The organism is Marivita hallyeonensis, assembly GCF_900129875.1.
Taxonomy (GTDB): Bacteria; Pseudomonadota; Alphaproteobacteria; order Rhodobacterales; family Rhodobacteraceae; genus Marivita; species Marivita hallyeonensis.
Genome location: NZ_FQXC01000002.1, coordinates 288,099 through 314,619, shown reverse-complemented (window position 1 = coordinate 314,619; position 26,521 = coordinate 288,099). Strand labels below are relative to the sequence as shown.

27 protein-coding genes are annotated in these 26,521 nt (G+C 61.3%); 11 read left to right on the top strand and 16 right to left on the bottom strand.

Annotation, left to right across the window (positions count from 1 at the left end; translation table 11 throughout):
• Positions 1–51 precede the first annotated feature (51 nt).
• Both cimA and BUA42_RS07175 read left to right on the top strand, forming a co-directional pair.
• Positions 52–1,665, top strand: a complete 1,614-nt coding sequence (gene cimA, locus BUA42_RS07180; protein ID WP_072777032.1) for a citramalate synthase — start codon at positions 52–54, stop codon at positions 1,663–1,665.
• Positions 1,666–1,759: 94 nt separating this feature from the next.
• The gene (locus tag BUA42_RS07175) at positions 1,760–2,536 is read left to right on the top strand and encodes a phytoene/squalene synthase family protein (protein ID WP_072777031.1); all 777 of its coding nucleotides are present in this window, start codon (positions 1,760–1,762) and stop codon (positions 2,534–2,536) included.
• Between the two features lie 7 nt (positions 2,537–2,543).
• On the opposite strand, the gene BUA42_RS07170 is transcribed toward BUA42_RS07175, so the two are convergent.
• Together BUA42_RS07170 and BUA42_RS07165 are read right to left on the bottom strand one after the other, a co-directional pair.
• Positions 2,544–2,798 (bottom strand): hypothetical protein, encoded by a 255-nt coding sequence (locus BUA42_RS07170; RefSeq protein ID WP_072777030.1) that lies wholly within the window; start codon positions 2,796–2,798, stop codon positions 2,544–2,546.
• A 96-nt stretch (positions 2,799–2,894) separates the two neighbouring features.
• Positions 2,895–4,133 carry an MFS transporter gene (locus tag BUA42_RS07165; RefSeq protein WP_072777029.1) on the bottom strand — a complete coding sequence of 413 codons (1,239 nt, stop codon included), beginning with the start codon at positions 4,131–4,133 and terminating at the stop codon, positions 2,895–2,897.
• Positions 4,134–4,223: 90 nt separating this feature from the next.
• On the opposite strand from BUA42_RS07165, the gene BUA42_RS07160 reads away from it, so the two are divergent.
• The 3 genes from BUA42_RS07160 to BUA42_RS07150 are packed head-to-tail and all read left to right on the top strand — an operon-like array spanning position 4,224 to position 6,240.
• Positions 4,224–4,964, top strand: coding sequence for a precorrin-6A/cobalt-precorrin-6A reductase (locus tag BUA42_RS07160; protein WP_178346869.1), 741 nt, complete (start codon positions 4,224–4,226; stop codon positions 4,962–4,964).
• Entirely contained in the window at positions 4,949–5,578 is a 630-nt protein-coding gene (locus BUA42_RS07155; protein WP_072777027.1) for a DNA-3-methyladenine glycosylase family protein, read from the top strand. The genes BUA42_RS07160 and BUA42_RS07155 overlap by 16 nt, the downstream gene beginning before the upstream one ends.
• Positions 5,575–6,240, top strand: coding sequence for an alpha/beta hydrolase (locus BUA42_RS07150; RefSeq protein WP_072777026.1), 666 nt, complete (start codon positions 5,575–5,577; stop codon positions 6,238–6,240). Before BUA42_RS07155 ends, BUA42_RS07150 begins: the two co-directional genes overlap by 4 nt.
• Positions 6,241–6,248: 8 nt before the next feature.
• On the opposite strand, the gene BUA42_RS07145 is transcribed toward BUA42_RS07150, so the two are convergent.
• Both BUA42_RS07145 and mnmA read right to left on the bottom strand, forming a co-directional pair.
• Positions 6,249–8,054 carry a glycosyltransferase gene (locus BUA42_RS07145; RefSeq protein ID WP_143152639.1) on the bottom strand — a complete coding sequence of 602 codons (1,806 nt, stop codon included), beginning with the start codon at positions 8,052–8,054 and terminating at the stop codon, positions 6,249–6,251.
• A 175-nt stretch (positions 8,055–8,229) separates the two neighbouring features.
• Positions 8,230–9,372 carry a tRNA 2-thiouridine(34) synthase MnmA gene (mnmA, locus tag BUA42_RS07140; RefSeq protein WP_072777024.1) on the bottom strand — a complete coding sequence of 381 codons (1,143 nt, stop codon included), beginning with the start codon at positions 9,370–9,372 and terminating at the stop codon, positions 8,230–8,232.
• A 143-nt stretch (positions 9,373–9,515) separates the two neighbouring features.
• On the opposite strand from mnmA, the gene sciP reads away from it, so the two are divergent.
• The 5 genes from sciP (at position 9,516) to BUA42_RS21435 (ending at position 15,234) form a co-directional block, all read left to right on the top strand.
• On the top strand, positions 9,516–9,788 hold the full coding sequence (gene sciP / locus BUA42_RS07135; protein ID WP_072777023.1) for a CtrA inhibitor SciP: 273 nt from the start codon (positions 9,516–9,518) through the stop codon (positions 9,786–9,788).
• 117 nt (positions 9,789–9,905) lie between these two features.
• Positions 9,906–10,616, top strand: a complete 711-nt coding sequence (ctrA, locus tag BUA42_RS07130; RefSeq protein ID WP_072777022.1) for a response regulator transcription factor CtrA — start codon at positions 9,906–9,908, stop codon at positions 10,614–10,616.
• 183 nt (positions 10,617–10,799) lie between these two features.
• The gene (gene ligA, locus BUA42_RS07125; protein WP_072777021.1) at positions 10,800–12,923 is read left to right on the top strand and encodes an NAD-dependent DNA ligase LigA; all 2,124 of its coding nucleotides are present in this window, start codon (positions 10,800–10,802) and stop codon (positions 12,921–12,923) included.
• Complete coding sequence (gene recG / locus BUA42_RS07120; protein ID WP_072777020.1) at positions 12,920–15,013, top strand: ATP-dependent DNA helicase RecG; 2,094 nt, start codon at positions 12,920–12,922, stop codon at positions 15,011–15,013. Before ligA ends, recG begins: the two co-directional genes overlap by 4 nt.
• A gap of 86 nt (positions 15,014–15,099) precedes the next feature.
• Positions 15,100–15,234 carry a hypothetical protein gene (locus BUA42_RS21435; protein WP_281249779.1) on the top strand — a complete coding sequence of 45 codons (135 nt, stop codon included), beginning with the start codon at positions 15,100–15,102 and terminating at the stop codon, positions 15,232–15,234.
• 186 nt (positions 15,235–15,420) lie between these two features.
• On the opposite strand, the gene BUA42_RS07115 is transcribed toward BUA42_RS21435, so the two are convergent.
• Positions 15,421–15,873: an iron-sulfur cluster assembly scaffold protein gene (locus BUA42_RS07115; RefSeq protein WP_072777019.1), complete on the bottom strand. Its 453-nt coding sequence runs from the start codon at positions 15,871–15,873 to the stop codon at positions 15,421–15,423.
• A gap of 68 nt (positions 15,874–15,941) precedes the next feature.
• On the opposite strand from BUA42_RS07115, the gene hisI reads away from it, so the two are divergent.
• Positions 15,942–16,304, top strand: a complete 363-nt coding sequence (gene hisI / locus BUA42_RS07110) for a phosphoribosyl-AMP cyclohydrolase (protein WP_072777018.1) — start codon at positions 15,942–15,944, stop codon at positions 16,302–16,304.
• Positions 16,305–16,344: 40 nt separating this feature from the next.
• Here hisI and gluQRS read toward each other — a convergent pair whose 3' ends face one another.
• The 11 genes from gluQRS to BUA42_RS07055 form a co-directional block, all read right to left on the bottom strand.
• A complete protein-coding gene (gene gluQRS, locus BUA42_RS07105; protein WP_072777017.1) occupies positions 16,345–17,190 on the bottom strand; it encodes a tRNA glutamyl-Q(34) synthetase GluQRS in 846 nt (281 codons plus the stop codon).
• Positions 17,191–17,197: 7 nt separating this feature from the next.
• The gene (locus BUA42_RS07100; protein WP_072777016.1) at positions 17,198–17,419 is read right to left on the bottom strand and encodes a hypothetical protein; all 222 of its coding nucleotides are present in this window, start codon (positions 17,417–17,419) and stop codon (positions 17,198–17,200) included.
• The gene (gene trmFO, locus BUA42_RS07095; RefSeq protein WP_072777015.1) at positions 17,416–18,768 is read right to left on the bottom strand and encodes a methylenetetrahydrofolate--tRNA-(uracil(54)-C(5))-methyltransferase (FADH(2)-oxidizing) TrmFO; all 1,353 of its coding nucleotides are present in this window, start codon (positions 18,766–18,768) and stop codon (positions 17,416–17,418) included. The genes BUA42_RS07100 and trmFO overlap by 4 nt, the downstream gene beginning before the upstream one ends.
• A 36-nt stretch (positions 18,769–18,804) precedes the next feature.
• Positions 18,805–19,422 carry a TetR/AcrR family transcriptional regulator gene (locus tag BUA42_RS07090; RefSeq protein ID WP_072777014.1) on the bottom strand — a complete coding sequence of 206 codons (618 nt, stop codon included), beginning with the start codon at positions 19,420–19,422 and terminating at the stop codon, positions 18,805–18,807.
• Complete coding sequence (ppk2, locus tag BUA42_RS07085) at positions 19,415–20,284, bottom strand: polyphosphate kinase 2 (protein WP_072777013.1); 870 nt, start codon at positions 20,282–20,284, stop codon at positions 19,415–19,417. Before ppk2 ends, BUA42_RS07090 begins: the two co-directional genes overlap by 8 nt.
• A 52-nt stretch (positions 20,285–20,336) precedes the next feature.
• Positions 20,337–21,242: an alpha/beta fold hydrolase gene (locus BUA42_RS07080; RefSeq protein ID WP_072777012.1), complete on the bottom strand. Its 906-nt coding sequence runs from the start codon at positions 21,240–21,242 to the stop codon at positions 20,337–20,339.
• 57 nt (positions 21,243–21,299) lie between these two features.
• Entirely contained in the window at positions 21,300–22,244 is a 945-nt protein-coding gene (locus tag BUA42_RS07075) for a homoserine O-succinyltransferase (RefSeq protein WP_072777011.1), read from the bottom strand.
• 3 nt (positions 22,245–22,247) lie between these two features.
• The gene (locus BUA42_RS07070; RefSeq protein ID WP_072777010.1) at positions 22,248–23,114 is read right to left on the bottom strand and encodes an ATPase; all 867 of its coding nucleotides are present in this window, start codon (positions 23,112–23,114) and stop codon (positions 22,248–22,250) included.
• 56 nt (positions 23,115–23,170) lie between these two features.
• Positions 23,171–24,082: a DMT family transporter gene (locus BUA42_RS07065; protein WP_072777009.1), complete on the bottom strand. Its 912-nt coding sequence runs from the start codon at positions 24,080–24,082 to the stop codon at positions 23,171–23,173.
• Between the two features lie 114 nt (positions 24,083–24,196).
• Entirely contained in the window at positions 24,197–25,522 is a 1,326-nt protein-coding gene (locus BUA42_RS07060) for an outer membrane protein transport protein (RefSeq protein WP_072777008.1), read from the bottom strand.
• A gap of 140 nt (positions 25,523–25,662) precedes the next feature.
• Positions 25,663–26,520, bottom strand: a complete 858-nt coding sequence (locus BUA42_RS07055; protein ID WP_072777460.1) for a DMT family transporter — start codon at positions 26,518–26,520, stop codon at positions 25,663–25,665.
• Position 26,521: the final 1 nt, after the last annotated feature.

The window sequence follows — 26,521 nt, the reverse complement described above, 5'->3', positions numbered from 1 at the left end:
CAGATGCGCCCACCCAGGGTCGGGCGCTGCCCTAACCGCGGGAATGACCCGATGACCAAGGAACGCCTCACCCTCTACGACACCACGCTTCGCGACGGCCAGCAGACGCAGGGCGTGCAGTTTTCGACGCCGGAGAAGCACCGCATTGTCGAAGCGCTGGACGCGTTGGGCATCGACTACATCGAAGGCGGCTGGCCCGGGGCGAACCCCACTGACAGCGCGTTCTTCGAAGAGGTGGGCCACACCCGCGCCAAGATCGCGGCGTTTGGCATGACAAAGCGGGCAGGGCGCTCAGCAGAGAACGACGATGTGCTGGCCGCCGTGATGAACGCGGGCACACCTGCGGTGTGTCTGGTGGGCAAGACGCATGACTTCCACGTCACCGCCGCGCTCGGGATCAGTCTGGACGAAAACGTGGAGAACATCCGCGCGTCGATTGCACATATCGTGGCGCAGGGGCGCGAGGCTCTCTTCGACGCGGAGCATTTCTTCGATGGATACAAAGCAAATCCCGAGTATGCGCTGACCTGTCTGAAAGCGGCTCATGACGCCGGGGCCCGGTGGGTTGTGCTTTGTGACACCAATGGCGGTGCGCTGCCGACTGAGGTGGGAGAGATCACTGCTGCAGTCATCGCGGCCGGGCTCCCCGGTGACCGTATCGGAATCCACACCCACAACGATACCGAAATGGCTGTCGCGGCCACGCTGGCCGCCGTGGACGCGGGCGCGCGCCAGATACAGGGCACGCTCAACGGTCTTGGCGAACGCTGTGGCAACGCGAACCTGACGTCACTCATCCCGACGCTGCTGCTCAAAGAACCTTACGCCAGTCGCTTTGAAACGGGTGTCACGCCGGAAGCGCTGGAAGGCATGACACGGATCAGCCGCATGTTGGACGAGGTTCTCAATCGCGTGCCGTTCAAACAATCCGCTTACGTCGGATCGTCGGCTTTTGCCCACAAGGCCGGGCTGCACGCCAGCGCGATCCTCAAGGATCCGTCAACATACGAACATGTGGAACCGGCCAGCGTCGGCAACCGGCGGGTCATTCCGATGTCGAATCAGGCGGGCCAGTCCAACCTGCGTCGTCGTCTGGCGGAAGCCGGGCTGGAGGTGCCGGACAAGGATCCGGCCCTGGCCCGTATCCTCGACCGCATCAAGGCGCGGGAGGCGGATGGGTATTCCTACGACACGGCGCAGGCGAGCTTTGAACTTCTCGCGCGGGACGAGCTGGGCCAACTACCTGATTTCTTTGAGGTAAAGCGGTATCGCGTGACGGTGGAGCGGCGTAAGAACAAGTATAACAAGATGATTTCACTGTCTGAGGCCGTGGTCGTCGTGAAGGTGGACGGTGAAAAGAAGCTCTCTGTGAGCGAGTCGATGGATGACCTTGGCAATGACCGGGGGCCGGTCAACGCCCTGGCTAAGGCGTTGGCCAAAGACCTGGGATCCTATCAGGAGATTATCGACGATATGCGGCTTGTCGACTTCAAGGTGCGGATCACGCAAGGCGGGACCGAAGCCGTGACGCGGGTGATCATCGACAGCGAAGACGGCAGCGGACGCCGGTGGTCAACCGTAGGGGTGAGCGCGAACATCATCGATGCGTCTTTTGAGGCCTTGCTGGATGCGGTGCGCTGGAAGCTTATTCGGGATCGGGCATGATGTTCCATATGGTTACCAATAAATCTTAACTCTACACATGAAGATATGATCACAACATACTGTTTAAAAAGATTTAGCGAGATTTATGTGATCAATGAGCTTTGATTCCGATCTCACGGCCTGCGCGCAGCTTGTCGAACGCGGCGACCCGGATCGTTTCGCGGCGACGATGGCGGCGCCTGTGGGCGCCCGGAAAGTTCTGTTCCCGATTTACGCGTTCAACGTCGAGGTGTCGCGCGCGCCATGGGTGACGCAGGAGGTGCTGATTGCAGAGATGCGGCTGCAATGGTGGACCGATGCGCTGGACGAAATCGCCTCCGGCGGCGTCGTGCGGCGGCATGAGGTGGTGACGTCCCTTGCGCATGTTCTGGACGCTGAGGCGGCCAACACTTTGAAAAACGTGGTAAAAGCGCGGCTGTGGGATGTTTATCGCGATCCGTTTGAAGATCAGGCGGCATTTTCAAAATATCTCGAAGATACGGCCGGCTCTCTTTTCCTCGCCGCCGCGCAGGCGCTTTCCGGTGAGATGCCCAAGGCGTTGAAAGATTTGGGATTTGCGAGCGGTTTGGCGCAGTTCCTGCGCGCTGTGCCAGAGCTCGAACGGCTGGGGCGCATTCCCTTGGTTGACGGTCGGAGCGACGCTGTGAAAGCCCTGGCCACCGACGGTCTCTCGCGGCTGGCCGACGCACGGCGCGCGCGGGGTGCGGTGCCACCGGTGGCGCGTCCGGTTGGCCTTGCGGCGTGGCAGGCAGGGCCGATCCTGAAACAGGTTCAAGCCGACCCTCAGCGCGTGGCGAATGGGACGCTTGGTACGGCAGAAGCGTACAAGAAGGGCCGTTTGATGTGGCAGGCTTTCACCGGGCGTTGGTAGAGTCGGCTCAGAATTCGAGTGTCACTGCACACCCAAGTCCCGTTGCAATGAGGTCGAGCGGGTCGGCCTGATCGTCGATCATTTCCTTTGCCAGACCCACCGCAACGGCAGCGGCACAGCCGGCCGCCTTGTTGTTGGTCTCCGTGGCGACGATATGCGAGACCGCCGCGCCGGCGGCAAAATGTGCGGCCTTGTCGTAGTGCTGACAGGCGGTCAGTCCGGGCAGGGCGGCAAGAAGGCTTAGGGCAAGAGGGCGAAGCATAGAGACACCATTCTGGTTGCAGGTGTCTTGGGTGATGCAGGTCTCGTGTGAACACGCGCTTAGCGCACGCGTCTTAAGTGGTTCGCATTTTACGGATCAGACCGCTTCTTCGCGCGGTCTCAGGACCAGCCAGATCAACGCGCCGCCCGCGAGCATGAGAAACGGGGCCATGGCCATGTTCACGGCGCTCCACCCCTCGACCGGGGATCCGCCAGAACAATTCAGCAATCCGCCGGAGGCGAGAGAGGCGACGGTGACGCCGCCGAAGACAAGAACGTCGTTCATGCCCTGTACGCGTCCGCGCTCATGCGGTTCGTGCGCAGCGGTCAGCATCGTTGTCGCGCCGATGAACCCGAAATTCCAACCAAACCCAAGAAGGATCAGGGCGATATAGAAATTCTCAAGCGCCACGCCCTGCAGCGCGACGGCCCCAGCGGCGGCGAGAATCACCAGCCCGGTCGCCACGATCTTTTCGACCCCGAAACGCACAATGAGGTGACCCGTGAAGAAAGACGGCGCGAACATTGCGAGCACGTGCGCCGAGACGATGTCGGCAGCATTTCCCGCGGTGTAGCCGCACCCGACCACGGCCAGCGGTGTCGATGTCATGACAAGGTTCATCAGAGCGTAGGTGACCATCCCGCAGATGATCGCGACAGCGATGCGGGGTGTGGTGATCAATTCCAATCGGGTGCGTCCCTTCGGTGCGTCGTCGGCCGGGGCTTCGGGAATCGGAATGTCGAGGAACCAGAAAACGATGGCGCCGATCAGGTTGAGTGCGATGATGGCGGCGTAGGTGCCGAGGAACGGGATGACGTAGGCGTCGGTCGTCGCTTTCACCAGTTGCGGGCCAAGGATCGCCGCACACAGACCGCCCGCCATGACATAGGAAATCGCCTTGGGGCGGAAGGCCTCCGACGCGGTGTCCGCCGCGGCGAAACGGTAGAAGCCCTGCGCCGACATGTAGATGCCGGTGAGGAAGCTGCCGAGAAGGAAGACCGGGAAGGACGCGATATAAAGCCCGTATGCGCCCACTGCACCACCCAGTGCGCCACCCAAGGCGCCGACGGTGAAGCCTGCCGGACGACCATATTTCTGCATGAAGCTCGAAATCGGCGAGGCCGTGATCATCGACCCAAGCACGATAAGCGAGATCGGCAAGGTCGCAAAACAGATGTTCGACGCCAGTGACTGGCCGGCGAGTCCACCGACGGTGAAGACCATCGGCATTTGCGCGCCAAGAATCGCCTGCGCGATCACCAGAACGGTGACGTTCCGTTTCGCGCGGGCATGCTGACGGGCGTCGTCGGCGGTGATCTGGTCGGTGGCACTCATTTGGGAAGGCGTAGGGGCAAATCCCAATTGCTGCAAGTGGACCGGTAGAGTTGTGGCGCTTTGCCTCGTCATTGGGTAAGCGATGCAATGATGAGGGATTTCAACGGTACAGACCGCCCCGGTGCAGGGCAGATCGCGATCCTTGGCGGGTCCGCTGAGGCGCGAGATCTGGCGCAGCAGTTGGGTGCGCGCGCGCGGTTGTGGTTGCCAGCGCGTGACCGGGTGACAGGGCAGGGCAGAGCCCGCCAGACGGGGTTTGCCGAATGGGCGTCGGGCGCGTCCGCACTGATCATTGCCCCGCATCCTTGTGATGTGGAGTCGCTGCGTCTTGGCGCGTCCATGGCAGGTGCTTTGTCGATTCCGCATCTCACCCTGATGCGTCCGGCCTGGCGGCCGTCACGGCGGGATCACTGGGTCTCGGTCCGCACCGTGCGTGAGGCGGCGCGCCACATTCCGGTAGGCGCGCGCGTGCTGGTGACGCTTGGCCGTCCCGTGCTGCCGGAGATGAGCGCATTTCGCCACGCGCATGCGTTTGTCAGACAGTTATCGCGCCACAATCGTGTCTTCCCGCTACGTCACGGTCGATTTCTGCACGGCGATCCGCCGTTCACCGTGGCCCACGAGATCACCGTGATGCGCAGGTTCCGGATTGACGCGGTGCTGACGCGGAATGCAGGGGGGACCGGTGGCTGGCCCAAGGTTGCAGCGGCGCGGGCGTTGGGACTGCCGGTCTACATGATCGCGCGGGAACGGGTGCCTACGGGTCCGACGGTGAGCCGGGTCGAGGATGCCGTGAGATGGAGTGAGGCCGCGCTATGGTTGGACGTCTGATAGAAACCGACGCCTGTGTTGCGGAAGGCGTTGCCTGGCTGACGGCGCAAGAGCCGCGCTTTGCGGACGCGGTCGCGCAGACCGGACCATTGCCGTTGCGGCGGCGCCCGGACGGGTTCGCGCAGCTTCTGAGCGCGATCGTCAGCCAACAGGTCAGCGTTGCCTCTGCACGCGCCATCTGGGCCAAGCTCGAAGCGGCCGATGCGGTTACTCCCGAAGCTGTTGAGGCGCGCGGGTTCGACGGCATGAAAGAGCTGGGCCTCAGCCGCCAGAAGGCGCGATATGCCTGCGCCTTGGCCGAGGCGAGGATCGACTATGACGCGTTACGGCTCGCGCCGAACGAGGACGTCGTCAAGACGCTGACGGCGGTGACGGGGATCGGTGTCTGGACGGCAGAGATCTATGCGATGTTCAGTCTTGGCCGGGCGGATGTCTTTGCCCCCGGTGATCTGGCTTTGCAGGAAAGTGCCCGCGTTTTGTTCGACTTGCCGGAGCGTCCTCGGGAAAAAGCCCTGCGGGAGATGGCCGAGGCGTGGAGTCCCTGGAGATCGGTTGCGGCGCGCGCGCTCTGGGCCTACTACCATGTGGCGAAAGATCGAGAGGGGATCGCATGACACGGGTGTTGAACGCAGGCCGCAAGGAAGCAGTGTCCGGAGAGACGCGATCAGCGGTCGTTTTCCTGCACGGCTATGGGGCGAACGGGGCGGACCTTCTGGGATTGGCTGACCCTCTGGGTGAGCATCTGCCCGACACGCTGTTCGTGGCTCCGGACGCGCCCGAGGCCTGTGCCGGTGCCCCCTTTGGTTTTCAGTGGTTCCCGATTCCCTGGATCGACGGATCGTCGGAAGAGGAATCGATGGCGGGTATGGCACGCGCGGTCGATGATCTGAACGCGTTTCTGGACGCGCTCATGGTCGATGAGGATTTGTTGCCAGAGCAGGTGGTGCTGTTCGGCTTCAGTCAGGGGACCATGATGGCGTTGCACGTGGCCCCGCGCCGGGACGAGGCCGTGGCCGGGCTGGTCGGCTTCTCGGGCCGGTTGCTAGCGCCGGAGCTGCTGGCGGACGAGGTGGTGAGCCGCTTCCCCATCCTTTTGGTGCACGGCGATCAGGATGATGTTGTGCCGGTCCAATCCCTTCCGGCAGCGGCCGAAGCGTTGCAAGGCGCCGGATGGGAAGACGTCTACGCACACATCATGAAAGGCACGGCGCACGGGATCGCGCCGGATGGCCTGTCGGTCGCGCTGGCCTTTATGCGGGACAAGTGCAGTCTCTGAGCTTACGGTCAGGTCGCTGCATCCTCGGCTTCGGCCGAGGCGAGAATATCCGGATGTTGAGCCACGAAGTCGCTGTAGTGGTCGGGAAAGCGGTGAGCGAAGAGGGCGAGATGCGCGCGGAACGCGTCCATGCGGCCGAGGCGCAAACTTAGCCAGATACACCGTTTTAGTGGGCGTTGCGCTTGCGGGAACAGGTCGACTTTCTGTTGGAACGCCCAATACGCGCCCTCCAGGTCGCGTCGGTCTGAACTCAACGCGATGCAAAGATCCAACAGTCGCGCCTTGTGCCGGAATGGCGCCGCGTCAATGGCGGCGCGCGTTTCTTGCAGCAGGTCGGGCGCCTGGATGTCGAAGTGGCGGCCCAAGCCCACGATTTCGTCCATGAGGTGAAAATACCTGTCGCGGTAGGCGTCAAAGCTGTATCTGTCCGCCGTTTCGAGGCTGGCGTTCGAATAGGCGTCGCGCTGCGCGTGCACCTTCAGGATCGCACGCGCGATGCCATCGATGTCGCCGGGCGCCACCAATTCCCCATTTACTCCTGGGTGGATCAATTCACGCGGGCCGTAGTCCACATCGTAACTGATCACCGGACAGCCGTGTGTCAACGACTCGAGCAGAGCCAGGCCGAATCCTTCCGTTCGGGTTGGCGCCAGCGACATCAGCGAGGTTGCAAAGACTTGCTCGGCGTCCGGGGTATGGCCTCTCACGAACACACGTTCTTCGCAGCGATGGTGCTTGATCAATTGCTCGAGCCGGGCGCGACCGGTGCCGTCGCCGTAGATCACGTAATTGCAATCGGGGAGAAGGTGCATCACGCGGGTGAAGGCCTCGATGCAGTGGTGAATCGGTTTGCCGTCCAGATACAGACGCGACACGGTACAGATATCGCGGCGATTCTGGTCCAGCGGGGGCTGTCGGTCGACATAATGCGGGATCACGCGGATCGGAGCCCCGGGACGTAAATCGGCCTCCAGTCTGGCCTTGTGTTTATGCGTCGCCGTCACGATGGCGTCGCCGTCGAACTGATCGATCATCAATCGGGATCGCGGCATTATACGACCTTTCGGCGATCGATGATCTGCGTGCAAGAACAGCACCTTGCGCGACCCAATGAAAGGCGCGAGATAGGCGGAGGTGATGCCATCGATGAACACAACGCCGTCCGCGGGAAAGGCGTTTTGCGCCAGTGTCTTCTGCAACTGGAATTCGTCGCTGCAGCGTTGCCGGGTGACGGTGTTTTCGGCGGACAGGAAGGCCTTGTTCTCGTGCCGCGTGGACGCGATCAACCGGCCGTCTGCATAGAACATCCTTTCGACCACCCCGTCACCGAAACGCGACAGGCTTTCAACCAAGATGCCGTCAAAATACTTCAATCGCGTGTCGCGGGAAGGATCGGTCAGCACCCTCCGGATCGTCAACAGGCCAGCGGCGGTTGCCTCGGACGTGTCCTGCATGACGAGTGCGTGACCCGCGAAATAGCTGTGACGCGTCTTATGGCCGGGTTTCGTTTCCTTTAGGTCCCAGTCCGGAAACCGGGTGTGGTTCGATACGTTCGAACGGTGATCGTCCGGCGCGCTTAGGTCCACGAGGGATTGAAAGCGTATCCGGGTGTCGAGCACCCCATCGCTTTGCAGATGCGCGAAGTTGATCCGCTGGTTGACGCTGTGGTGCAGGCCGACAAGGGTCACAGATGTGTTGTCGCGCGCGGCAAACAGGTTCATCCGGCGATAGATCGCATGGATCTTGCCGCCTCCGACGTCCGTGCCAAGCCGCGGCACGATACAATAGACTGATGTGGGCGGAGCGTGGGACACGGATCGTCAGGACTCGACTTCTGGGTGTTCCGAGTGTGCCTACGCCATGCCGGGATCGCAATTCTGGAATTGGATGACTTCGCGGAGCGGCGGCACGGAGGCGGGCCTCAATAGCGATAGGCCCCGGTCTGGAACGTTTGCACGGTCGCCGCTGACACTGAATTACAAACGCCGGTCAGTAACCGCGCCAAATCCAGCCGCCACCCAGAATGCGACTGCCTTCGGTTTCGTAGAACACGCAGGCCTGGCCCGGTGACACGCCTTCTTCGGGCGTCAGCAACTCCACCTGTGCCTCGGTGTCCGACACGGGCCGGACAATGGCCTCGCGCGGCGGGCGGGTGGAACGCACCTTGACGGATACGTGCCACTCATCGCGGCTGGTGAATGGGGCGTCGCCCAGCCAGTTGATTTCACGCACCGGCACAATGCGGGTCGAGAGCATGTCTTTCGGCCCGACGATGACCTGCTTGGCGTCAACATCGAGTTTGACCACGTAAAGCGGCTCTTCCAGCCCGCCGATGCCGAGGCCGCGCCGTTGTCCGATCGTATAATGGATGACGCCGTTGTGCTGACCGAGAACGCGCCCGTCCGCATGCACGATCTCGCCCGGTTCCGCCGCGCCGGGGCGCAGCTTTTCGATGACACTGGCGTAATTGCCGTTGGGGACGAAACAGATGTCCTGGCTGTCAGGCTTGTCAGCCACTTGCAGACCGTAGCGCGCCGCCAATTCGCGTGTCGCATCTTTCGACGGCAGATGGCCCAGCGGAAAGCGCAGGTAGGCCAGCTGTTCCGGGGTGGTCGAGAACAGGAAGTAGCTTTGATCGCGGTTGGCGTCCTCAGCGCAATGCAGTTCGGGCCCCTGCGCGCCGATCTTGCGCTGAATGTAATGGCCCGTCGCCATGCAGTCGGCCTCGAGGTCCTTGGCGGTTTCCAGAAGGTCCTTGAACTTCACCCGTTCGTTGCAGCGGATGCAGGGAACTGGCGTCGCCCCGGCGAGATAGCTGTCGGCAAACTCGTCGATCACCGCGTCCTTGAAGATGTTTTCGTAGTCCAGAACGTAATGCGGGAAGCCCATATCCTCGGCGACCCGGCGCGCGTCGTGAATATCAATGCCGGCGCAGCACGCGCCTTTCTTGGCCAGAGCCGCGCCGTGATCGTAGAGCTGGAGCGTCACGCCGACCACATCATAGCCTTCTTCGGCCAGCTGAGCCGCCACGACCGAGCTGTCCACGCCGCCGGACATCGCGACAACGACGCGCGTCTCGGAGGGCGGCTTGGCAAAGCCCAATGAATTCAGCTGCGGCGCGTCGAGGGCCATGAGGGTCTCCGGAGGTCGGGGTGGATCGGGCGAAATATAGGCAAATGCTACGTAGTCTCAACCCTTCGCTTCACGTCGCATTAAGGCTGCAAGCGGTAACACCGACCCAGCACAAGATTATGGCCGCGGGAAAGGGCCGAGGGATGTATTTGAAGAAAGCGGATGGGCCACGCACCGTGACCCTGTCGGATGGGTCGATCCTCACGCGGGCGGATTTGCCGCCCTCGAACACTTACCGTTGGGTCGCGTCGCGCAAGGCGATCGTTGTGGATGCGGTGGTGCATCACTTGATCACACGAAAGGAAGCGTTGGACCGCTATGCGTTGAGTGAAGAAGAGCTCGATAGCTGGATTGGGGCGGCCAAGAACCATGGCCGCGAAGCCCTGAAGGCAACAGCCGTGCAACGATTTAGGTAATCGTGACGAGTTAATGCAATCTAAGGTTGTTTCAAGTCCTGTCCCGATGATAACCTCAGATTAACCTTTTCACTCCAGTGTCGCATCTGCCGGACGCTGATATAGCGGAGAACCCTGATGCGTGTGCTCTTGGTCGAAGACGACCCAACAACTTCAAAAAGCATCGAACTGATGCTGGGCAATGCCAATCTGAATGTCTATTCCACCGATCTCGGGGAAGAAGGGATCGATCTGGCCAAGCTTTATGACTACGATCTGATCCTTCTCGATCTGAACCTGCCGGATATGAACGGTTTCGATGTCCTGCGACAGTTGCGTCTGGCGCGCATTGAAACGCCGATCCTGATCCTTTCCGGCAACGATGCCAGCGACGACAAGATCAAGGGTTTCGGCTTTGGTGCCGACGATTACCTCACTAAGCCATTCCACCGCGAAGAGCTGGTTGCGCGCATTCACGCGATCATCCGACGGTCCAAAGGGCATTCGCAATCGATCATCCGCACCGGCAAGGTCGAGGTGAACCTCGACGCCAAGACGGTGCAGGTCGAAGGCAATGCGGTGCATCTGACCGGCAAGGAGTATCAGATGCTCGAACTTCTCAGCCTGCGCAAAGGCACGACGCTCACCAAAGAGATGTTCCTCAACCATCTCTATGGCGGCATGGACGAACCGGAACTCAAGATCATCGACGTGTTCATCTGCAAGCTGCGCAAGAAGCTGGCAGAAGCCACCGGCGATGGCAGTTACATCGAAACGGTCTGGGGCAGGGGTTATGTCCTTCGCGATCCGGACACCGCGGATACCGGAAAGATCGCCATAGGCGCGTGATCGGCGCGTCGTCGTTGTGTGGTCCGCGACATGGGTCCTCCTTCAACTTGCCTCGAGGCTTTCTTGATCCTGTGAAATCGTTGCGGGCGAAGGCGGTACCGGAACACGCCGGACATCATTGAAACTGGACCCCGCAGCGCACCGGCCCTATCACTCTGTTCAGATGCGTGCAGCGGGGGGCGTATGGCGAACGAGGAAAAACCGGTCGAGGATCTGTCCGATGCCGAAGCGCGTCTTGAACTCGACCGATTGGCGCAAATCCTTGGGCAGGCCAACGTGGCGTATCACACCGAAGATGCGCCAGAGATTTCGGATGCCGAATACGACCGGCTAAAGCGCCGCAACGCCGCCATCGAAGCCCGCTTTCCCGACCTCAAACGCAGCGACAGCCCCAGCGATCAGGTGGGAGCTGCGCCGGCCGAGGGCTTTGCCAAGGTACGCCATGAACAGCGGATGATGTCGTTGTCGAACGCGTTTGACGATGGCGATATCGAGGATTTCGATCAACGCGTGCGTCGGTATCTTGGCCTCGGCGAAGACGCCGAACTGGCCTACACCGCAGAACCAAAGATCGATGGGTTGTCGTTGTCCCTGCGCTATGAAAACGGCGCTCTGGTCCAAGCCGCGACACGCGGCGACGGGGCCGTAGGTGAAAACGTTACCGCCAATGCCCGCACAATCGATGATATCCCCGAAACACTGACAGACGCGCCCGAGGTGCTGGAAGTCCGCGGCGAGGTCTATATGAGCCACGCCGATTTCGCGGCACTGAACGAACGGCAGGCCGCCAAGGGCAGCAAGACATTCGCAAATCCCAGAAACGCGGCGGCGGGATCGCTTCGGCAACTTGATGCGTCCATCACGCGGGACCGCCCGCTCCGTTTCTTTGCCTACTCCTGGGGCGCACTGTCCGAGCCGCTGGCAGAGTCGCAAACCGGCGCCCTCGGTCGGTTGGCGTCTTTGGGGTTTCAGACCAATCCGCTGACGAAACGGTGTTCCGGCCCTGCCGAGATGATTGCCCATTATCGCAACATCGAAGAGCAACGCGCCACACTGGGCTACGACATCGACGGCGTGGTCTATAAAGTGGATGACCTGTCGTTTCAGGACCGGTTGGGCTTTCGGTCGACCACGCCGCGTTGGGCGATTGCGCACAAATTCCCCGCCGAACTTGCCTGGACGCGGCTCGAAGCCATCGACATTCAGGTTGGCCGCACCGGTGCGCTCAGCCCCGTGGCGCGCCTGACGCCGGTCACCGTCGGCGGTGTCGTGGTGTCGAACGCCACGCTTCATAATGAGGACTACATCGCCGGCCGCGATGCCAATGGGACGCCGATCCGGGACGGCAAAGACATTCGCGTCGGCGACTGGGTGCAGGTCTACCGCGCGGGTGACGTGATCCCGAAAGTGGCTGACGTCGATCTTGAAAAACGCCCAGACGGTGCCGAACCTTATGCCTTCCCGACCGTCTGCCCGGAATGCGGCTCGGACGCGGTGCGCGAGGAAGGCGATGCGGTGCGGCGATGCACCGGCGGCCTTATCTGCCCGGCACAGGCGGTAGAAAAGCTCAAACACTTCGTGTCGCGCGCGGCGTTCGATATCGACGGGATGGGCGCAAAGCAGGTCGAGCAGTTTTACGGTGATTGCTGGATCTCTGAACCTGCGGATATCTTCACGCTGAAGGATCGCTACGGCAGTGGCATGCAGCAACTCAAGAACCGCGAGGGCTGGGGTGAGAAATCGGCGAACAACCTGTTCGACGCTATTGATGCGCGGCGCAGTATCCCATTGGGCCGCCTGATCTTTTCGCTGGGCATTCGTCACGTCGGCGAAGTTGTCGCGAATCTTCTGGCGCGCTCCTACGGCACGTGGGAGGCGTTCCTGTCCGCCATTGATGGCGCCAGAGACCAGAGCGGTGAGGCGTGGGACGGGCTGATTGGGATCGATGGGATCGGCACGGTGGTGGCGACCTCTCTGGTGAAAACTTTCGCACAAGAGGCCGAGCGCGCGTCGATTGACCGGCTGGTCGCGCATCTTGACGTGCAGGATGCGGAACGTCCTCAAACCGAGGGCAGCCCGGTGGCGGGAAAGACAGTCGTGTTCACCGGCTCTCTCGAACGGATGACGCGGGCCGAGGCCAAGGCGCGGGCCGAGGCGTTGGGTGCCAAAGTCTCCGGCTCGGTATCGGCAAAGACGGACCTTGTCGTGGCCGGTCCGGGGGCCGGGTCGAAAGAGACCAAAGCGCGGGAATTGGGTGTCGAGATCATCGACGAGGATGGCTGGTTCGATCTGATCGAGGGCGCATGAGCGGCGGGCGGCCAGAGGTTCTCTTCCCGCTCTTCGCCGATCTGAGCGGTCTGGCCGGGGTTGGCCCGAAAACCGCTGCCGCGCTTGATCACCTGGACATAGAAACGCCGCGCGACCTGCTCTACACGCTGCCGCATTCGGTGGTCGATCGCCGCCTGCGCGATACCGTCCAGGGTGCAAAGCTTCCCGCCACGCTAACCGTGGAAGTGCAGATCGGCCAGCACAGGCCAGCGCATAAGAAAGGCGGACCCTACCGGGTGCAGGTGGAGGACGCGAAGACCGCCTTCCAGATCGTGTTTTTCCACGCGCGCGGCGATTACGTGGCGCGGCTTTTGCCCTTTGGCGCGCGACGGATCGTATCCGGTCGGGTCGAACTCTTCGACGGCATGGCGCAGATGGTGCATCCCGATCACGTGTTGGAGGTGTCCGAAGCCGAAACCTTGCCACCGTTCGAGCCGATCTACCCGCTCACGGCCGGTGTGACGCAGAAGACGATGGTCAAAGCGGCACGCGACGCGCTGTCACGCGCGCCTGAGCTTGGCGAGTGGGCGGACCCGCAATTGGTCACGCGGGAAGGCTGGCCGACCTGGCACACCGCGATGGAGGCGGCGCATGCGCCACAGGGCAATGCGGAGCTGTCCGCCGACAGCCTCGTGCGTCGGCGCTTGGCCTATGACGAGCTTTTTGCGCATCAGCTGACGCTGGCGCTCGCGCGGGCCAAACGCCGCGCCAAACCGGGGATAGAAACGGTGGGCAATGGCGCTTTGCGCAGGAAAGTGTTGGCGGCTCTGCCATATCAACCGACCGGCGCGCAGATGCGCGCGATTGAACAGATCACCGATGACATGGCCGCGCCGAAACGCATGAATAGGTTGCTGCAGGGCGATGTCGGCTCGGGTAAAACCTTCGTGGCTTTCATGGCCTTGCTCACCGCGGTCGAGGCGGGCGGGCAGGGTGTGATGATGGCCCCGACCGAAATCCTTGCCCGGCAGCATCTGGACGGGCTGCAACCGTTGGCCGAGGACGCGGGCGTGGTGCTCGAACTGCTGACGGGTCGTGATAAGGGGGCGGACCGCAAGGCCAAGCTTGCCGCGCTGGCGCGGGGCGATATCCAAATCCTCGTAGGCACACATGCCGTGTTTCAAAAGGATGTGGAGTTTGCCGATCTGCGACTTGCCATTGTGGATGAACAGCACCGTTTTGGCGTGCGGCAGCGGCTGGAGTTGGGGCGCAAGGGGCACGCTGTGGACGTGCTGGTGATGACCGCGACACCAATCCCACGGTCGTTGGCGTTGGCGCAGTATGGCGACATGGATGTGTCGGTACTGGACGAAAAACCGCCCGGGCGCACCCCGGTCAAGACGGCATTGCTGTCGAACGAGCAGATGGACAGCGTGGTGGAACGTCTGCGGCAGGCCGTGGCGGAGGGTCGGCAGGCCTATTGGGTGTGTCCGCTGGTCGAGGAGAGTGAGCTTTCTGATCTGACGGCTGCGGAAGACCGGTTCAAACGCTTGCGGGCCGCTTTGGGCGAGGGCGTGGTCGGGCTCGTCCACGGTCAGATGCCGCCCTCCGAGAAAGACGCGGCCATGGCGCGGTTCGTGGCGGGCGAGACCGGCGTGCTTGTGGCGACGACCGTGATCGAGGTGGGGGTCAACGTGCCGAACGCGTCGATCATGGTGATCGAGCGGGCCGAAACCTTCGGGCTGGCGCAGCTGCACCAGTTGCGCGGCCGCGTCGGACGCGGGGCGGCGGCCTCAACCTGCCTTTTGCTCTACCAGCCGCCACTGAGTGAAAGTGGGCTCAAGCGGCTGACGACCTTGCGTGAAACAGAAGACGGGTTCCGGATTTCCGAGGTTGATCTGGACATGCGTGGAGCTGGCGATGTTCTGGGTGTGGCCCAATCCGGATTGCCGCGGTTCCGGATTGCCGATCTGGAACGTCAGGCGGGATTGATGAAAGTCGCGCAGGACGATGCGCGCAAGCTTTTACAGGACGATCCGACGCTGAAATCGACGCGCGGAGAGGCCGCGCGCGTGTTGCTTTACTTGATGAAGCAGGATCAGGCGATCCAGCTGATTTCGGTGGGTTAACCACTTTTGTTCTCAAATGTTCTCAAAAAGTTCTTTACTTGGTGTGCGGGATATGAGAACAAAGCGGCAACAAGGAGGACATCACAATGATGCAGCGGATCAAAACCACGCTTCACACAGCAAAGGCCCAGACCAATACGGCGCTTCTGCAGGACGCGCTTGGGGCGATGTCGCTGATTGTCATGCTGGTGGCCGCGTTGCATCTGCCGGTGCTTGTCTGACCCTGTTACCTTTTTCTGCCTGCGTGCTCCCGCCCGATAGCTTTCGCATCTTGTCCCAACTGTGATGCACCTGTCCCAAGCGAAGGTTGCCTGCCTTCACAAGCTTTGACGGCCCCAACGAACACGCGACTTGCCGCCGCCTTCAGTTCCCTGAAGTGCGGCGGTTTTTTTTATCGGATTATGGGATCAGGCGGTTTGCGTTTCCGCCAATTGCGCCGCCGCTTCGCACGCGGCATCCAGCGTCAGCAGGATGGAAGCGTGGCGGTTCTTGTAGGAAACGGCAGGGCGCAGCACCTCAAGCCCGTCAAATGGGGCCGACGGCGTCGGTCCGTCCTCTTTCAGCATCGCACGCAATTCGGCGCGGGCCTGCGTGACCTGCTCCAGTGTGGTGCCGATGATGGCCCCACCAACCACCGACGCGGCGGCTTGACCCAATGCGCAGGCTTTGACGTCCTGTCCAAACGCGCTGACCTTTCCGTCCTCCAACGTCAGATCGACGGTCACTGTCGACCCGCAGAGCGGCGAACGTTTCTTGACCGTCACAGCGGGCGCATCCAGCCGCCCGTGATGCGGGATGTCTGCCGCAAGCTCAAGAATGCGGGCGGAATAGAGTTTGATCAGATCGGTCTCGCCAGACATGGCTTTCCCTTTCGCGGTTCTCCTCATAGATAGGCGACCAAGCGGCGGATGCAAAAAGGTTTTTCCCCATGACATTTGATCCTGCGACTTTGGTCTATAATGATGCGGGGCTCATCCCGGCGATTGCACAGGACGCCGCAAGCGGTGAGGTCTTGATGATGGCGTGGATGAATGCCGAGGCAGTCGCGCGCACGCTCGAGACAGGGCGCGTGACCTATTGGTCCCGGTCGCGGGAGGCGTTCTGGGTCAAGGGCGAAAGCTCGGGCCACGTGCAGGAGCTTGTCGCCCTGCGCGTGGATTGCGACCGGGATTGCCTCTTGGTGACGGTGAACCAGACCGGGCCAGCCTGCCACACGCTCCGCCGGTCGTGTTTTTATACCGAAGTTCAGGACGGCGCCGAAGTGGAGATCATGGCACCTGTGACAGCCTAAGCGTCTGCATATTTTTGAAAAGAAGAAGCGCTACGCGTGATCAGAGCCCGACCATGGAGCGGATCTCGGACGGTGTTTTTCCGTCAGCACGATAGGCCGCAATCGCGCGCGCATCGTCGCGTTTCGCAAGGCGTTTTCCGGCCTCGTCGCGGATCAGCTTGTGGTGATGGTAGATGGGTATCGGCAATCCAAGCAGCTGTTGGAGAAGCACATGGATTGGCGTGGCGGTCGCCAGGTCCTCGCCCCGGATCACATGCGTGATGTCTTGCGCCGCGTCATCGACAACGACGCTGAGGTGGTAGGCGGCGGTGCGCGTGTCGCGCCTCGCCAGAACCACATCGCCGATCTGGTCGATGAAATGCTCGGCGGTTAACCTTAAGGCCGGGTGAATGCCGGTCTCCTCATATTGCCGAAGAGCGCCTGCCTGTGTCATCGCCTTGCGCATGTCGAGCCGCACTGCATCGGTGTCGGTTCTGTCCTCCCAAAGCCGGTCGCGGCAGGTGCCAGGATAGATCACACCATCAGGTCCGTGCAGAGGCGCGCCCTCCTGCGGTGCGGACATGGCGCGACGGATATCGCCCCGCGTGCAGGAACAGGGGTAGAGCACACCCTTGTCCGCCAACACCGAAAGCGCGGCGTCGTAGGCCGCCGTATTCTGTGATTGCTTCAGAACCGGTTCCTCCCACCGGACCCCGAGCCACTCCAGATCGTCGTAGATCTGTGCCTCGAAGGCCTCGGTGCAGCGCGCAGCGTCGGTGTCTTCGATGCGCAGAAGGAACCGTCCTCCGGCCTCTTGTGCCATGTCATGCGCAAGCAGCGCGGAATAGGCATGCCCCAGATGCAACTGGCCGGTCGGGCTGGGCGCAAAGCGGGTCACGAACCGCATGGCACGCCTAGTGGTCTTCGTCCCGGCGGTAGCCGTAGGTGCGGGCGCGGCGGTCTTCGGATTTCTGGTAGATGAGGATCCACGCAAGAAGGATGAACATCGGATGGGTCAGTCCGCCCGAGAAGATGATCGCGGGCACCCAGATGATGAAGACAACAATGGCGGTGATCACGCGGCCGGTCAGAAGGATCGACACTGGCGGCAGAAAGAGGGCCAGAACGTAGTTCATGCGTATTCCACCTGTGCCGCGAGCCATGCGGACCATGCGGCTTTGGCGCGGTCGGTATAGGCTTTGTACCGGTCCTTGCGGCCACGACGTCCGCCCTTGAGGCCATCAACCGGGCGGAAGAGGCCGAAATTCACGTTCATTGGTTGGAACGTCTTTGCTTCCGCACCGCCAGTGATGTGATGGATCAGAGCGCCATGCGCGCTGTCCTGCGGCACGGTCGGCAGCGGCGCACCGGAGAGTTCAGCCGCGGCCATGCGCCCGGCGAGCAGACCCATGGCGGCGGATTCGACATACCCTTCGACACCCGTGACCTGACCGGCGAAGCGGATGTTCGGCCTGGACCGCAGGCGCATCTGCGCATCGAGCAGCGTCGGGCTGTTCAGGAACGTGTTGCGGTGTATCCCGCCAAGGCGTGCAAAACTGGCGTTCTCAAGGCCTGGAATCATCTTGAAAACAGAAGTTTGTGCGCCGTACTTCATCTTCGTCTGAAAGCCGACGATGTTGTAGAGAGTCCCCAGCGCATTATCGCGGCGGAGTTGCACCACGGCGTAGGACTTCGTTTCCGGATCATGCGGGTTGGTGAGACCCACGGGTTTCATCGGCCCGTGTCGCAACGTCTCGCGGCCGCGTTCGGCCATCACTTCAATCGGCAGGCACCCGTCGAAATATCCCGCCGTCTCACCGTCGTGAAACTCGGTTTTATCCGCCGCGAGCAGCGCATCGATGAAGGCCTCGTACTGGTCGCGATCCATCGGGCAATTGATATAAGCGCGGCGCTCTTCCTCGGTCTCGCCCTTGTCGTAGCGCGACTGCAGCCAGGCTTTCGACATGTCGATGCTGTCGGCATAGACGATGGGCGCGATGGCGTCGAAGAAGGCTAAACGGTCGGTTCCGGTTTCCTTCTGGATCGCTTCACCCAAAGCCGCGCTGGTGAGCGGGCCGGTCGCGATGATCCAGTGGCCTTGATCAGGCAGGTCGGTGACTTCCTCGTGACTGACCGACACGTTTGGATGCGCGTGCAGGCGTTTGGTGATCTCGGCAGAGAAGGCATCGCGGTCCACGGCCAGCGCGCCACCGGCGGGCAGACGATGCTGATGCGCGGTATCGATAATCAGGCCACCGGCCTCGCGCATTTCCCAGTGTAAAAGACCCACTGCGTTCTGTTCGTGATCGTCCGAACGGAAGGAGTTCGAACAGACCATCTCACCCAGATCGCCCGTCTTGTGGGCGAAGGTTTCGACCTTGGGCCGCATCTCGTGGATAACAACCTGGATGCCGCGATTGGCGGCCTGCCAGGCGGCCTCGGACCCGGCCATGCCGCCGCCGACGATATGAAGTTCCTGTGTCATGCGGGCGATGTATGTTCTTGAGCGGTGTTTGTCACGTCACTGATCGGGGGCAACCAGCCCAAGACCGCGCAGGTAGATGCCAACGGCGGATTCAAGTAGGTCTTCTGGTGGGAACGGGGACTTGGTGCCGGGCGAGTTCCGCGCGAAAAGCTCGACCACGCCGTGGCTCATCGCCCAGATATGGGCCGAGAACATCGTGGCCGGTGGGCGCTTGTCGGGTGGGATGTGTTGCGACAGGTCTTCGGCGGCTTTCTCCAACACGCCGCGCGCACGGGCTGAGGCGGCGGCGAGTTCCGGGGTGCGGTTGACCGAGATCCCACTTTCAAACATCGCAATATAATGGCCGGGGTATTTTCGCGCAAAAGCTAAGTATGCGCGGCCCGTCGCCTCGAATGCTGCTAGGGCCGAGGGTTGGCCGCTGTCATAGGCGTATTGCATGACGTCCGCAAAAATCTCGTAACCCTGCAACGCGGCTTCGGCGATCAGGTCTTCACGGCCTTCGAAATGGCGATAGACAGCAGCAGGGGTCACGCCCGCCTGCTTGGCCGCTTCCGACAGGGTAAACCCGGTCGGACCCTTCTCGGTAATCAGTTCAAGCGCCGCGTCGACCAGCGCTTGCCGCAGATTGCCGTGATGGTACCCACGCTTAGGCATCCCAGATGTCCGGTCCGCCGCAGACTTTGTCATCGACACTCCCTACGGCCTTTGCGTCCTTGCGCGCGTAGTCGAGCTGCGACAGCACGCTTCGGATTGCGTTGATGCGCGCGCGGCGTTTGTCGTCGGATCGCACAACGGTCCAGGGTGCGTGGTCGCTGTGGGATTTGTCGAAGGTTTCGCGAATGGCATCCGAATAGGCGTCCCAGCGTTTGAGCCCTTCGACATCGATCCAGCTTAGCTTCCATTGCTTCAGCGGATCGCTCTCGCGCGCCAGGAACCGTCGTAGTTGTTCGGCGCGTCCAACATTGAGCCAGATCTTGAACAGGTGAATCCCGTCATTCACGAGCATCTTCTCAACGTCCGACACCTGCCGGAAGAAATGCTGACGCTGCTCCGGCGTGCAGAACTCGAAGACATGCTCCACAACGCCGCGGTTGTACCAACTGCGGTCGAAGAACACGAGTTCGCCAGCGGCGGGCAGGTGGTCGATGTAGCGCTGGAAATACCATTGCGTGGCCTCGGTCTCTGTCGGTTTCGACAAGGCAACAACGCGTGCGCCGCGAGGGTTAAGGTGTTCCCTGAACCGTTTGATTGTGCCGCCTTTTCCAGCAGCATCGCGTCCCTCGAACACGATGGCGACGCGGGCACCGGTGTCCCTGGCCCAGGCCTTCATTTTCACCAGTTCGGTTTGCAGCGCGTAGAGATCCTTTTCGTAGGCCTTGCGCGGCATACGATCCGAATACGGATAATGCGGATTGATGATGTCACCTTTCTCCGCGCGTTTGATCGCGTTCCGGATGCTGTCGGGCGCATCGTTCTCGAAGAAGGCGCTGATTGCGCCGTCAAACGGAAGGTCCATACTCGGTCTTTCTGTAACTGCTCTTACAGGTGAATATGGGATGTTAATCCGATTAACGCAAACCCGCGCGTGCGGCAGCGCGGTTGATTGCGGCGATGACCTCGGGTTCGGCAGAGTGATGCGGCATGTGTCCGATACCTTCGAGAACGGTCAGGTTTGCGCCGTCGATCTGGTTGGACAGCGGGATCGAGTGGATTGACAGCCCCACAGTGGTGTCCGCGTCGCCGTGCACGATCTCGGTGGGCACGTCGATTTCGCCGTATCGGGTGTGCAGCGCTTCGATTTCGCCCAGCAGATTCGCGCGCTGCATGGCGTTGGCCCGCATGGACACGCGGCGCAATGTCAGAGGCGCGCCGATATGCTCTGCGTAGCCTTCCGGCGCTTCCTGCGGGTGGAACACGCCGTCGATCGCTTCGCTGACGATGCTCGTCGGCGTGAAGGCGGTAATCGCGGGCACGACCGTGGCGCTGCCGATCGGGTTCGACGTGACCTGATAGAAGGTGCTTAGCCCGGTGGTCCATGGGTTCGACGCTGCGGCGGTCAAGACGAGGGCCGAGATGTTATCGGGCCGTTCGACCGCCCAAGCGAGCGCAACGGCGCCGCCATAGGACTGCCCGAGAACAATCGGCTTTTCGAGACCAAGCTGCAGCGACGCATCCGACAGCAGGATCGCCTGTTGGTTAATCGAGGTGCCCTCAAGATTCACGCGTTCGGTGTACCCAAGGCCCGGGCGGTCAAAGGCGGTGACGCGATAGCTGTCGGCGAGCTTGTCCACAAGGGAGAAGGTGAAATCCCGCAAATTGCCAGATGCGCCGTGGATCAGGACGATGTCGGGGCCGGAGCCTTTGGTTACGTAATGGACCTGCGTGCCATTCACATCGACAAACTGCCCGACGGGCGGGAACGCCTCTTCGGCCTGCGCTTCGCGATACTGCGCGGTGCAAGCGGTGGTCAGCATCAAGATGGCCGCGCATCCGGCCAGTACCCCAAACGTCCGTAACGCCAAAACGGCCTCCTACGTGTCGCGCAGGTCCGTACGGGCTGCGCCGATCAAATCGATATCAAATGGAGTCGTTAAGTAGATCTCGGACACCCAGTTGCCATAGAGCAAATGCGCGTGACTGCGCCAACGGTTCTGCGGGATCTGGCTTGGGTCATCATCCGGATAATAATTGGCGGGCACGTTGATCGGCGTGCCGTTGGCAACGTCGCGGTCGTATTCATCCTTGAGCGTACCGCTGTCATATTCGAAGTGGTTGAAGACATAGAGCGCCCGGTGATCTGGGTCTTCGACCAGACAGGGGCCGGTTTCGGCGCTGTCGATCAGAATAGGCAGACTGGCGTTTTGAATGTCCTCGCGGCGCAGTTCGGTCCAGCGGCTGACCGGGATCACCATGTCGTCCGAAAACCCGCGCAGGTAAGGGGACGCGGGCGCGAGGTTCTTGTGACGGATGCAGCCGAACGCCTTTTGCGGTAGGTCGATTTTCGGCACGCCGTGGAAGTGGTTGATCATCGCCATGCCACCCCAGCAGACACCGAAGGTCGAATGCACATGGGTCTGGGTCCAATCCATGACCTGCGTGAGCTCTTCCCAGTAAGTCACTTCTTCAAATGGCAAATGTTCGATTGGCGCGCCTGTGATAATCAGGCCGTCGAATTTTTCGCCACTGTCGGCAACCTCGGCAAACGGGCGGTAGAAGCTTTCCATGTGCTCTGCCGCAGTGTTGCGTGTCTGGTGTTCCGACATGCGGATCAGGTTGAACTCGATCTGCAGCGGCGTCGCGCCGATCAGACGCGCGAACTGGTTCTCGGTCTGGATCTTCTTGGGCATCAGGTTGAGCAGCGCGATGCGCAACGGGCGGATGTCCTGCTTTGCGGCCAACTCTTCCGACATCACCATCACGCCTTCGCGCTTCAGCACGTTATAGGCGGGCAGGTTGTCGGGCAGTTTGATGGGCATGGGTCAGGGCTTCCGTTGGTCGAGCGCGTCGGCGATCAGGGCATCGAACGTATGTGCATCACGGGCATCTGCAAGGGCGTGGGCCTCAAGAGTGATCCCCCAGTTCTGCGCCATCGCCTCGTAGCGCGGATGACGGTGTGCCAGCGCCTGGGCATAGGTCCACCGGATGAAGGCATCTGGATCAACGTCTCCCGGTTTGACGTTGTTTTCCCGCAGATATTCGTCCCAGGTGCGCGTCAGGAACTCGGGCTGATAGGCCATCGGTTTCGGCGCCTTGTCGAAGCGGCGGATGAGCTCTTGCGTGTGGGCGTCGTCGCCTTTGACCCAGACCATCAGCGCGCGCTCGGATAGTGCCTGCAGGATCGGGTCGTTCGGATCGGTCGGATCGACCCATTCGCAGATCGAACCGCCGGTGTCGCAAACGAAATGCGGATATCCGTAGAGATCCTGCGCCCGGTCGATGAAGTATCCTGTGTCCAGAAGCGCCGCCATCTCGGCGCGGCGGAACTGCTCCTGCCGCTTGCGATATTCCTCAATCGGCACGCCGCCCTTGGCCGGGTCACCGGGCTTGCCCAGATATGCCGCGACAGGGGCGAGGTTGTTGAAGCTGAGGTTGGAGCCGATGTAGATCGAGTCGGTCATCAGCAGATCGCGCAGGAACGGGACCTTCATCGCCTCGCGTTTGGCGTTATCGGCGATGTATTCACCCATGTACCGAGTGCCGATGCGGTAATCGATGGAATAGTGAAACCAGGTACCGGTCGCGCGTAACATGTTGGACAGGTGTGTTTTGCCCAGACCGGACATGGCGAACAGGACGACGCGCTTGTTCGGTGCGTCATGCCAGTGCTGTCCCGAGGTATAGATCATGCCGCGTCTTCCCGAAATCCCGTGTCGCTTGGGATTAGCGGTGAGGGGCGGGGGCGTCAAACGGTTGTCGCGCAGCGGCGCCAGAGACGTCCGTCAATGATGCTCAGACCCAACGCGAGGATCGCAAAACCAAGGTATTCTCCGGGATGCAGCGTTTCGTTTCGAACAATGGCACCCAGCGTGATCGCCACGGGCGGGATGAGCAGCGTAACCAGCATCAGGTTCCCGCTGCCCGCCATGCCCAGCACGCGGTAGTACAGCAGGTAGGCAAAGGCTGTTGCGATGATCGCGTAGTACCCGATCGCGGCCCAGGTCGTCAGGTCCAGGGCGAGGGTCGGAGCGCCTTCAACCGAGATCGCCAGAGGGATCATCACCAGTGACGACCCGGTCAGCATGCCTGCCGCTGCAATCACGGGCGGCACGCCGCCCAGCATCTTGCGCGCCCAGGCACTTGCAAACGCGTAAGAGACGGTGCCCGCGACAATGGCAAGCTGGGCAAGGGAGGTGGTGTCGAACTGCCTCAGCGCGTCAAGACCAATGGCCAGACACACGCCGCAAAAGCCAAGCGACACGCCGAGCGCCTTGCGCGGGGTCAGACGTTCATCGGCAAAGACCATCGCAGCGACCAGCACTCCGAACACGGCCGTGGCCGCGTTGAAGATCGAGGTCAGCCCTGTGGGGATGTAGAGCTGTCCCCACGCCATCAGGCTGAACGGGATGACATTGTTCAAAAGGCCCATCACCAGAAACGCGCCCCAGATCCGCGGGCCCCTGGGAATGGTCAGGCCTCGCAGACTCACGACACCCCAAAGCACCAGCATCGCCCAGAACGTCCGGTGCAGCACAGAGGTCAGTGGTCCGATCTCGTCCAATGCCGTTCGGATGGCGAGGAAAGACCCGCCCCAAATCACGCCGAGAAGGGTCATTTCGGCCCAGGCACGGCTGGAAAGGCTTGTTTGCGGTGTCATGATCCGGCTCTACCCGCGTACTGCGTCTCAGGCGACCCGAATCCTGCGCAAGGCACGAAAAAACCCTGCTAGGACGCGCCTGACAGGGTTCTTTTAAATTGGCTTGTTTACGCTTTAGAAATCGACGGTCAGAGAGACGCCGAAACCAAGAGCGGAGTTGTCGTCGAACTTTGTGCCGGAGCCATCTTCGGCTTCGCCAACCCAAGCGTATTCAACACCACCGCGCAGGGTCATGTTGTCCATCTTGTACTGTCCACCGACGCCAAAGCTCACAAAGCCGTCACGCGGCGACAGACGGGACACTTCATCGCCGTTCTGTGCTTCGTATTTGACCTGCGCAAAGCCAGACATGTCTTCGGTGAACTGGCGGCCGATCCCGAGCGTCCAGGTCACGCGGTCATTGTCGAAGCCGGTGACCGCGCCGCCGGTTGCCCCTTCGTATTCCGGCGTGCGGACTTCCCATTTCGACCATTCGACCCACTTGACCTGACCAAACACCAGTGTGCCCGGCGCAATGCCCGATTGGACATCAAGCGCGACCGTCTGTGGCATGGTGACTTTGGTCTCACCATTATCGGCGTCGATCCCGAGGCCAGGAATGGTTTCGCTGGTCGAGAAGTTGTGCTCGATTTCGCTTTGCCAGGACAATGCAACGCGCAGCGCGATGTCCGGAATCTCGTAAGCAACACCAAGGATCGCGCCCCAGTCGCCGACACGGTCGCCGCTGGCATTGAATTCCATCGATGTGCCGAAGTTCTGCGCGGCACCGCCAAGGGTCTGGGCACGGGCGCCAAGGGTCTGTGCCTCTGCGCCCAAAGCCGCGGCCTGTGCTCCGAGCTCTTGCGCCAGTGCGGCGTCGCCTGCTGCGCCCGCTGCCTGTGCCTGTGCACCCAGCGCGGCTGCTTCGGCGCCGAGCGCTTGTGCTTGCGCACCAAGCCCTTGGGCGTTGCGGCCAACGGCGCTGCGAACCAGAAGGTCGGGGATGGTAATCTGCGCATCGCTTTCGACGTAGCGCGTACCGGCGAAGACCGACACGCGGTCCGTCACGCGGTACTTGCCGACGAGCGCGATCTGGTCACTGTCCCAATCCGCCGTGAGGCCGGAATAGATGCCCTGAGTGTATTCGGCACCGGCGCCATAGGGGTTGTTCACGTAAAGGCCGAAAGTCAGCTTTTCGGTGAAGTTGTTCTTATAGGCAAACCCGTAGTTCGTGTAATCGTTCGCCATGTTGCCGGTGTCATCCTCACCGCCACCGGCCGCTGTCAGCGCAGCGGTATACGTGCCCGAGACTTCGGGCATGACGTGCGAAAAGCTCAGCTGCAGCCGATCGTTTTCGGAGAACAGAAAACCGTAATCGTTGTTGGATCGCTCAATGCCGCCTGCCGAAGCAGCGCCCGCAGCGATGGTGAGCGCAAGTGCGCTGGTGGTGACGTATTTCATCCGGACCCTCATCCCTTGGATACTTCCATCTGTATTCTGGTGACTTCTTATTCTGCTGCATGGCGTAGCGAAACGCCTCTCGAACGGTCAATTTTGACCAAGCGTCATGTAATCCTTTGTGCCGTAGCGTTACAAAGGAGTCACAACCGGGTGCTTGACCAGATATTGTAATAATTCGCGCCAAAGATGAGCGCAGCACCCAGCAGAACAAACGGGTCGAGCGGTTCGGCATAAAGCAGCATCCCGACAATCGCGATCACCGGCAGCCGCGTGAAGTCGATGGGCATGACGATTGTGGCTGGCGCAAGCGACAAGGCGATCGTCAGGCAGAAATGCGCGACCAACCCTGCGACCGCAATAACCACAACCCAAGGCAGATTTCCCCAAGTCGGCAGAGCGACATCGCCATCAAATCCTGCGAATGCGATGCCAAGACCTGCTTGCATGACTGTCAGATAAAAGAGGATGCAGGTGATCGTCTCCGTGCGGGTCAGTTTGCGCGTCAAAACGGCCGATCCGGCAAAGCCGATCGCGGCGAGCGCAGCGGTCAGGATGCCAATCTCGAACGTGTCCGGGCTTGGCCGTGTGACGATGAGGATACCGAGAAAACCAATCACGGCTGCAATGGCCTGCGACCGCGTGAGTTTCTCGCCCAGAACCAGCGGGGCCAACAGCATCACCCAAAGTGGGGATGTGAATTCCAAGGCAAAGACCTGCGCCAGCGGAATGACAGTGATCGAGTAAAACCACAGGTTCTGTCCTGCGAAGTGACTGACGTTTCTAATGAAATGCAGACCGGCTTTCTGCGTGCGCACCTCATGCAGTGTCCGTGCAAAGAGCGCCACGGTCACGACGATGACGATCCCGATCAGGCTTCGGTACATCATGATTTCGAACGTATCGAGATCGAGGCTCACGGCGCGCCCCGCAATCGCCATGGCCGTGAAGGACACGATGGCGCCGATCATCCAGAGGCAGGCACGCAGGGTAGGAGACATG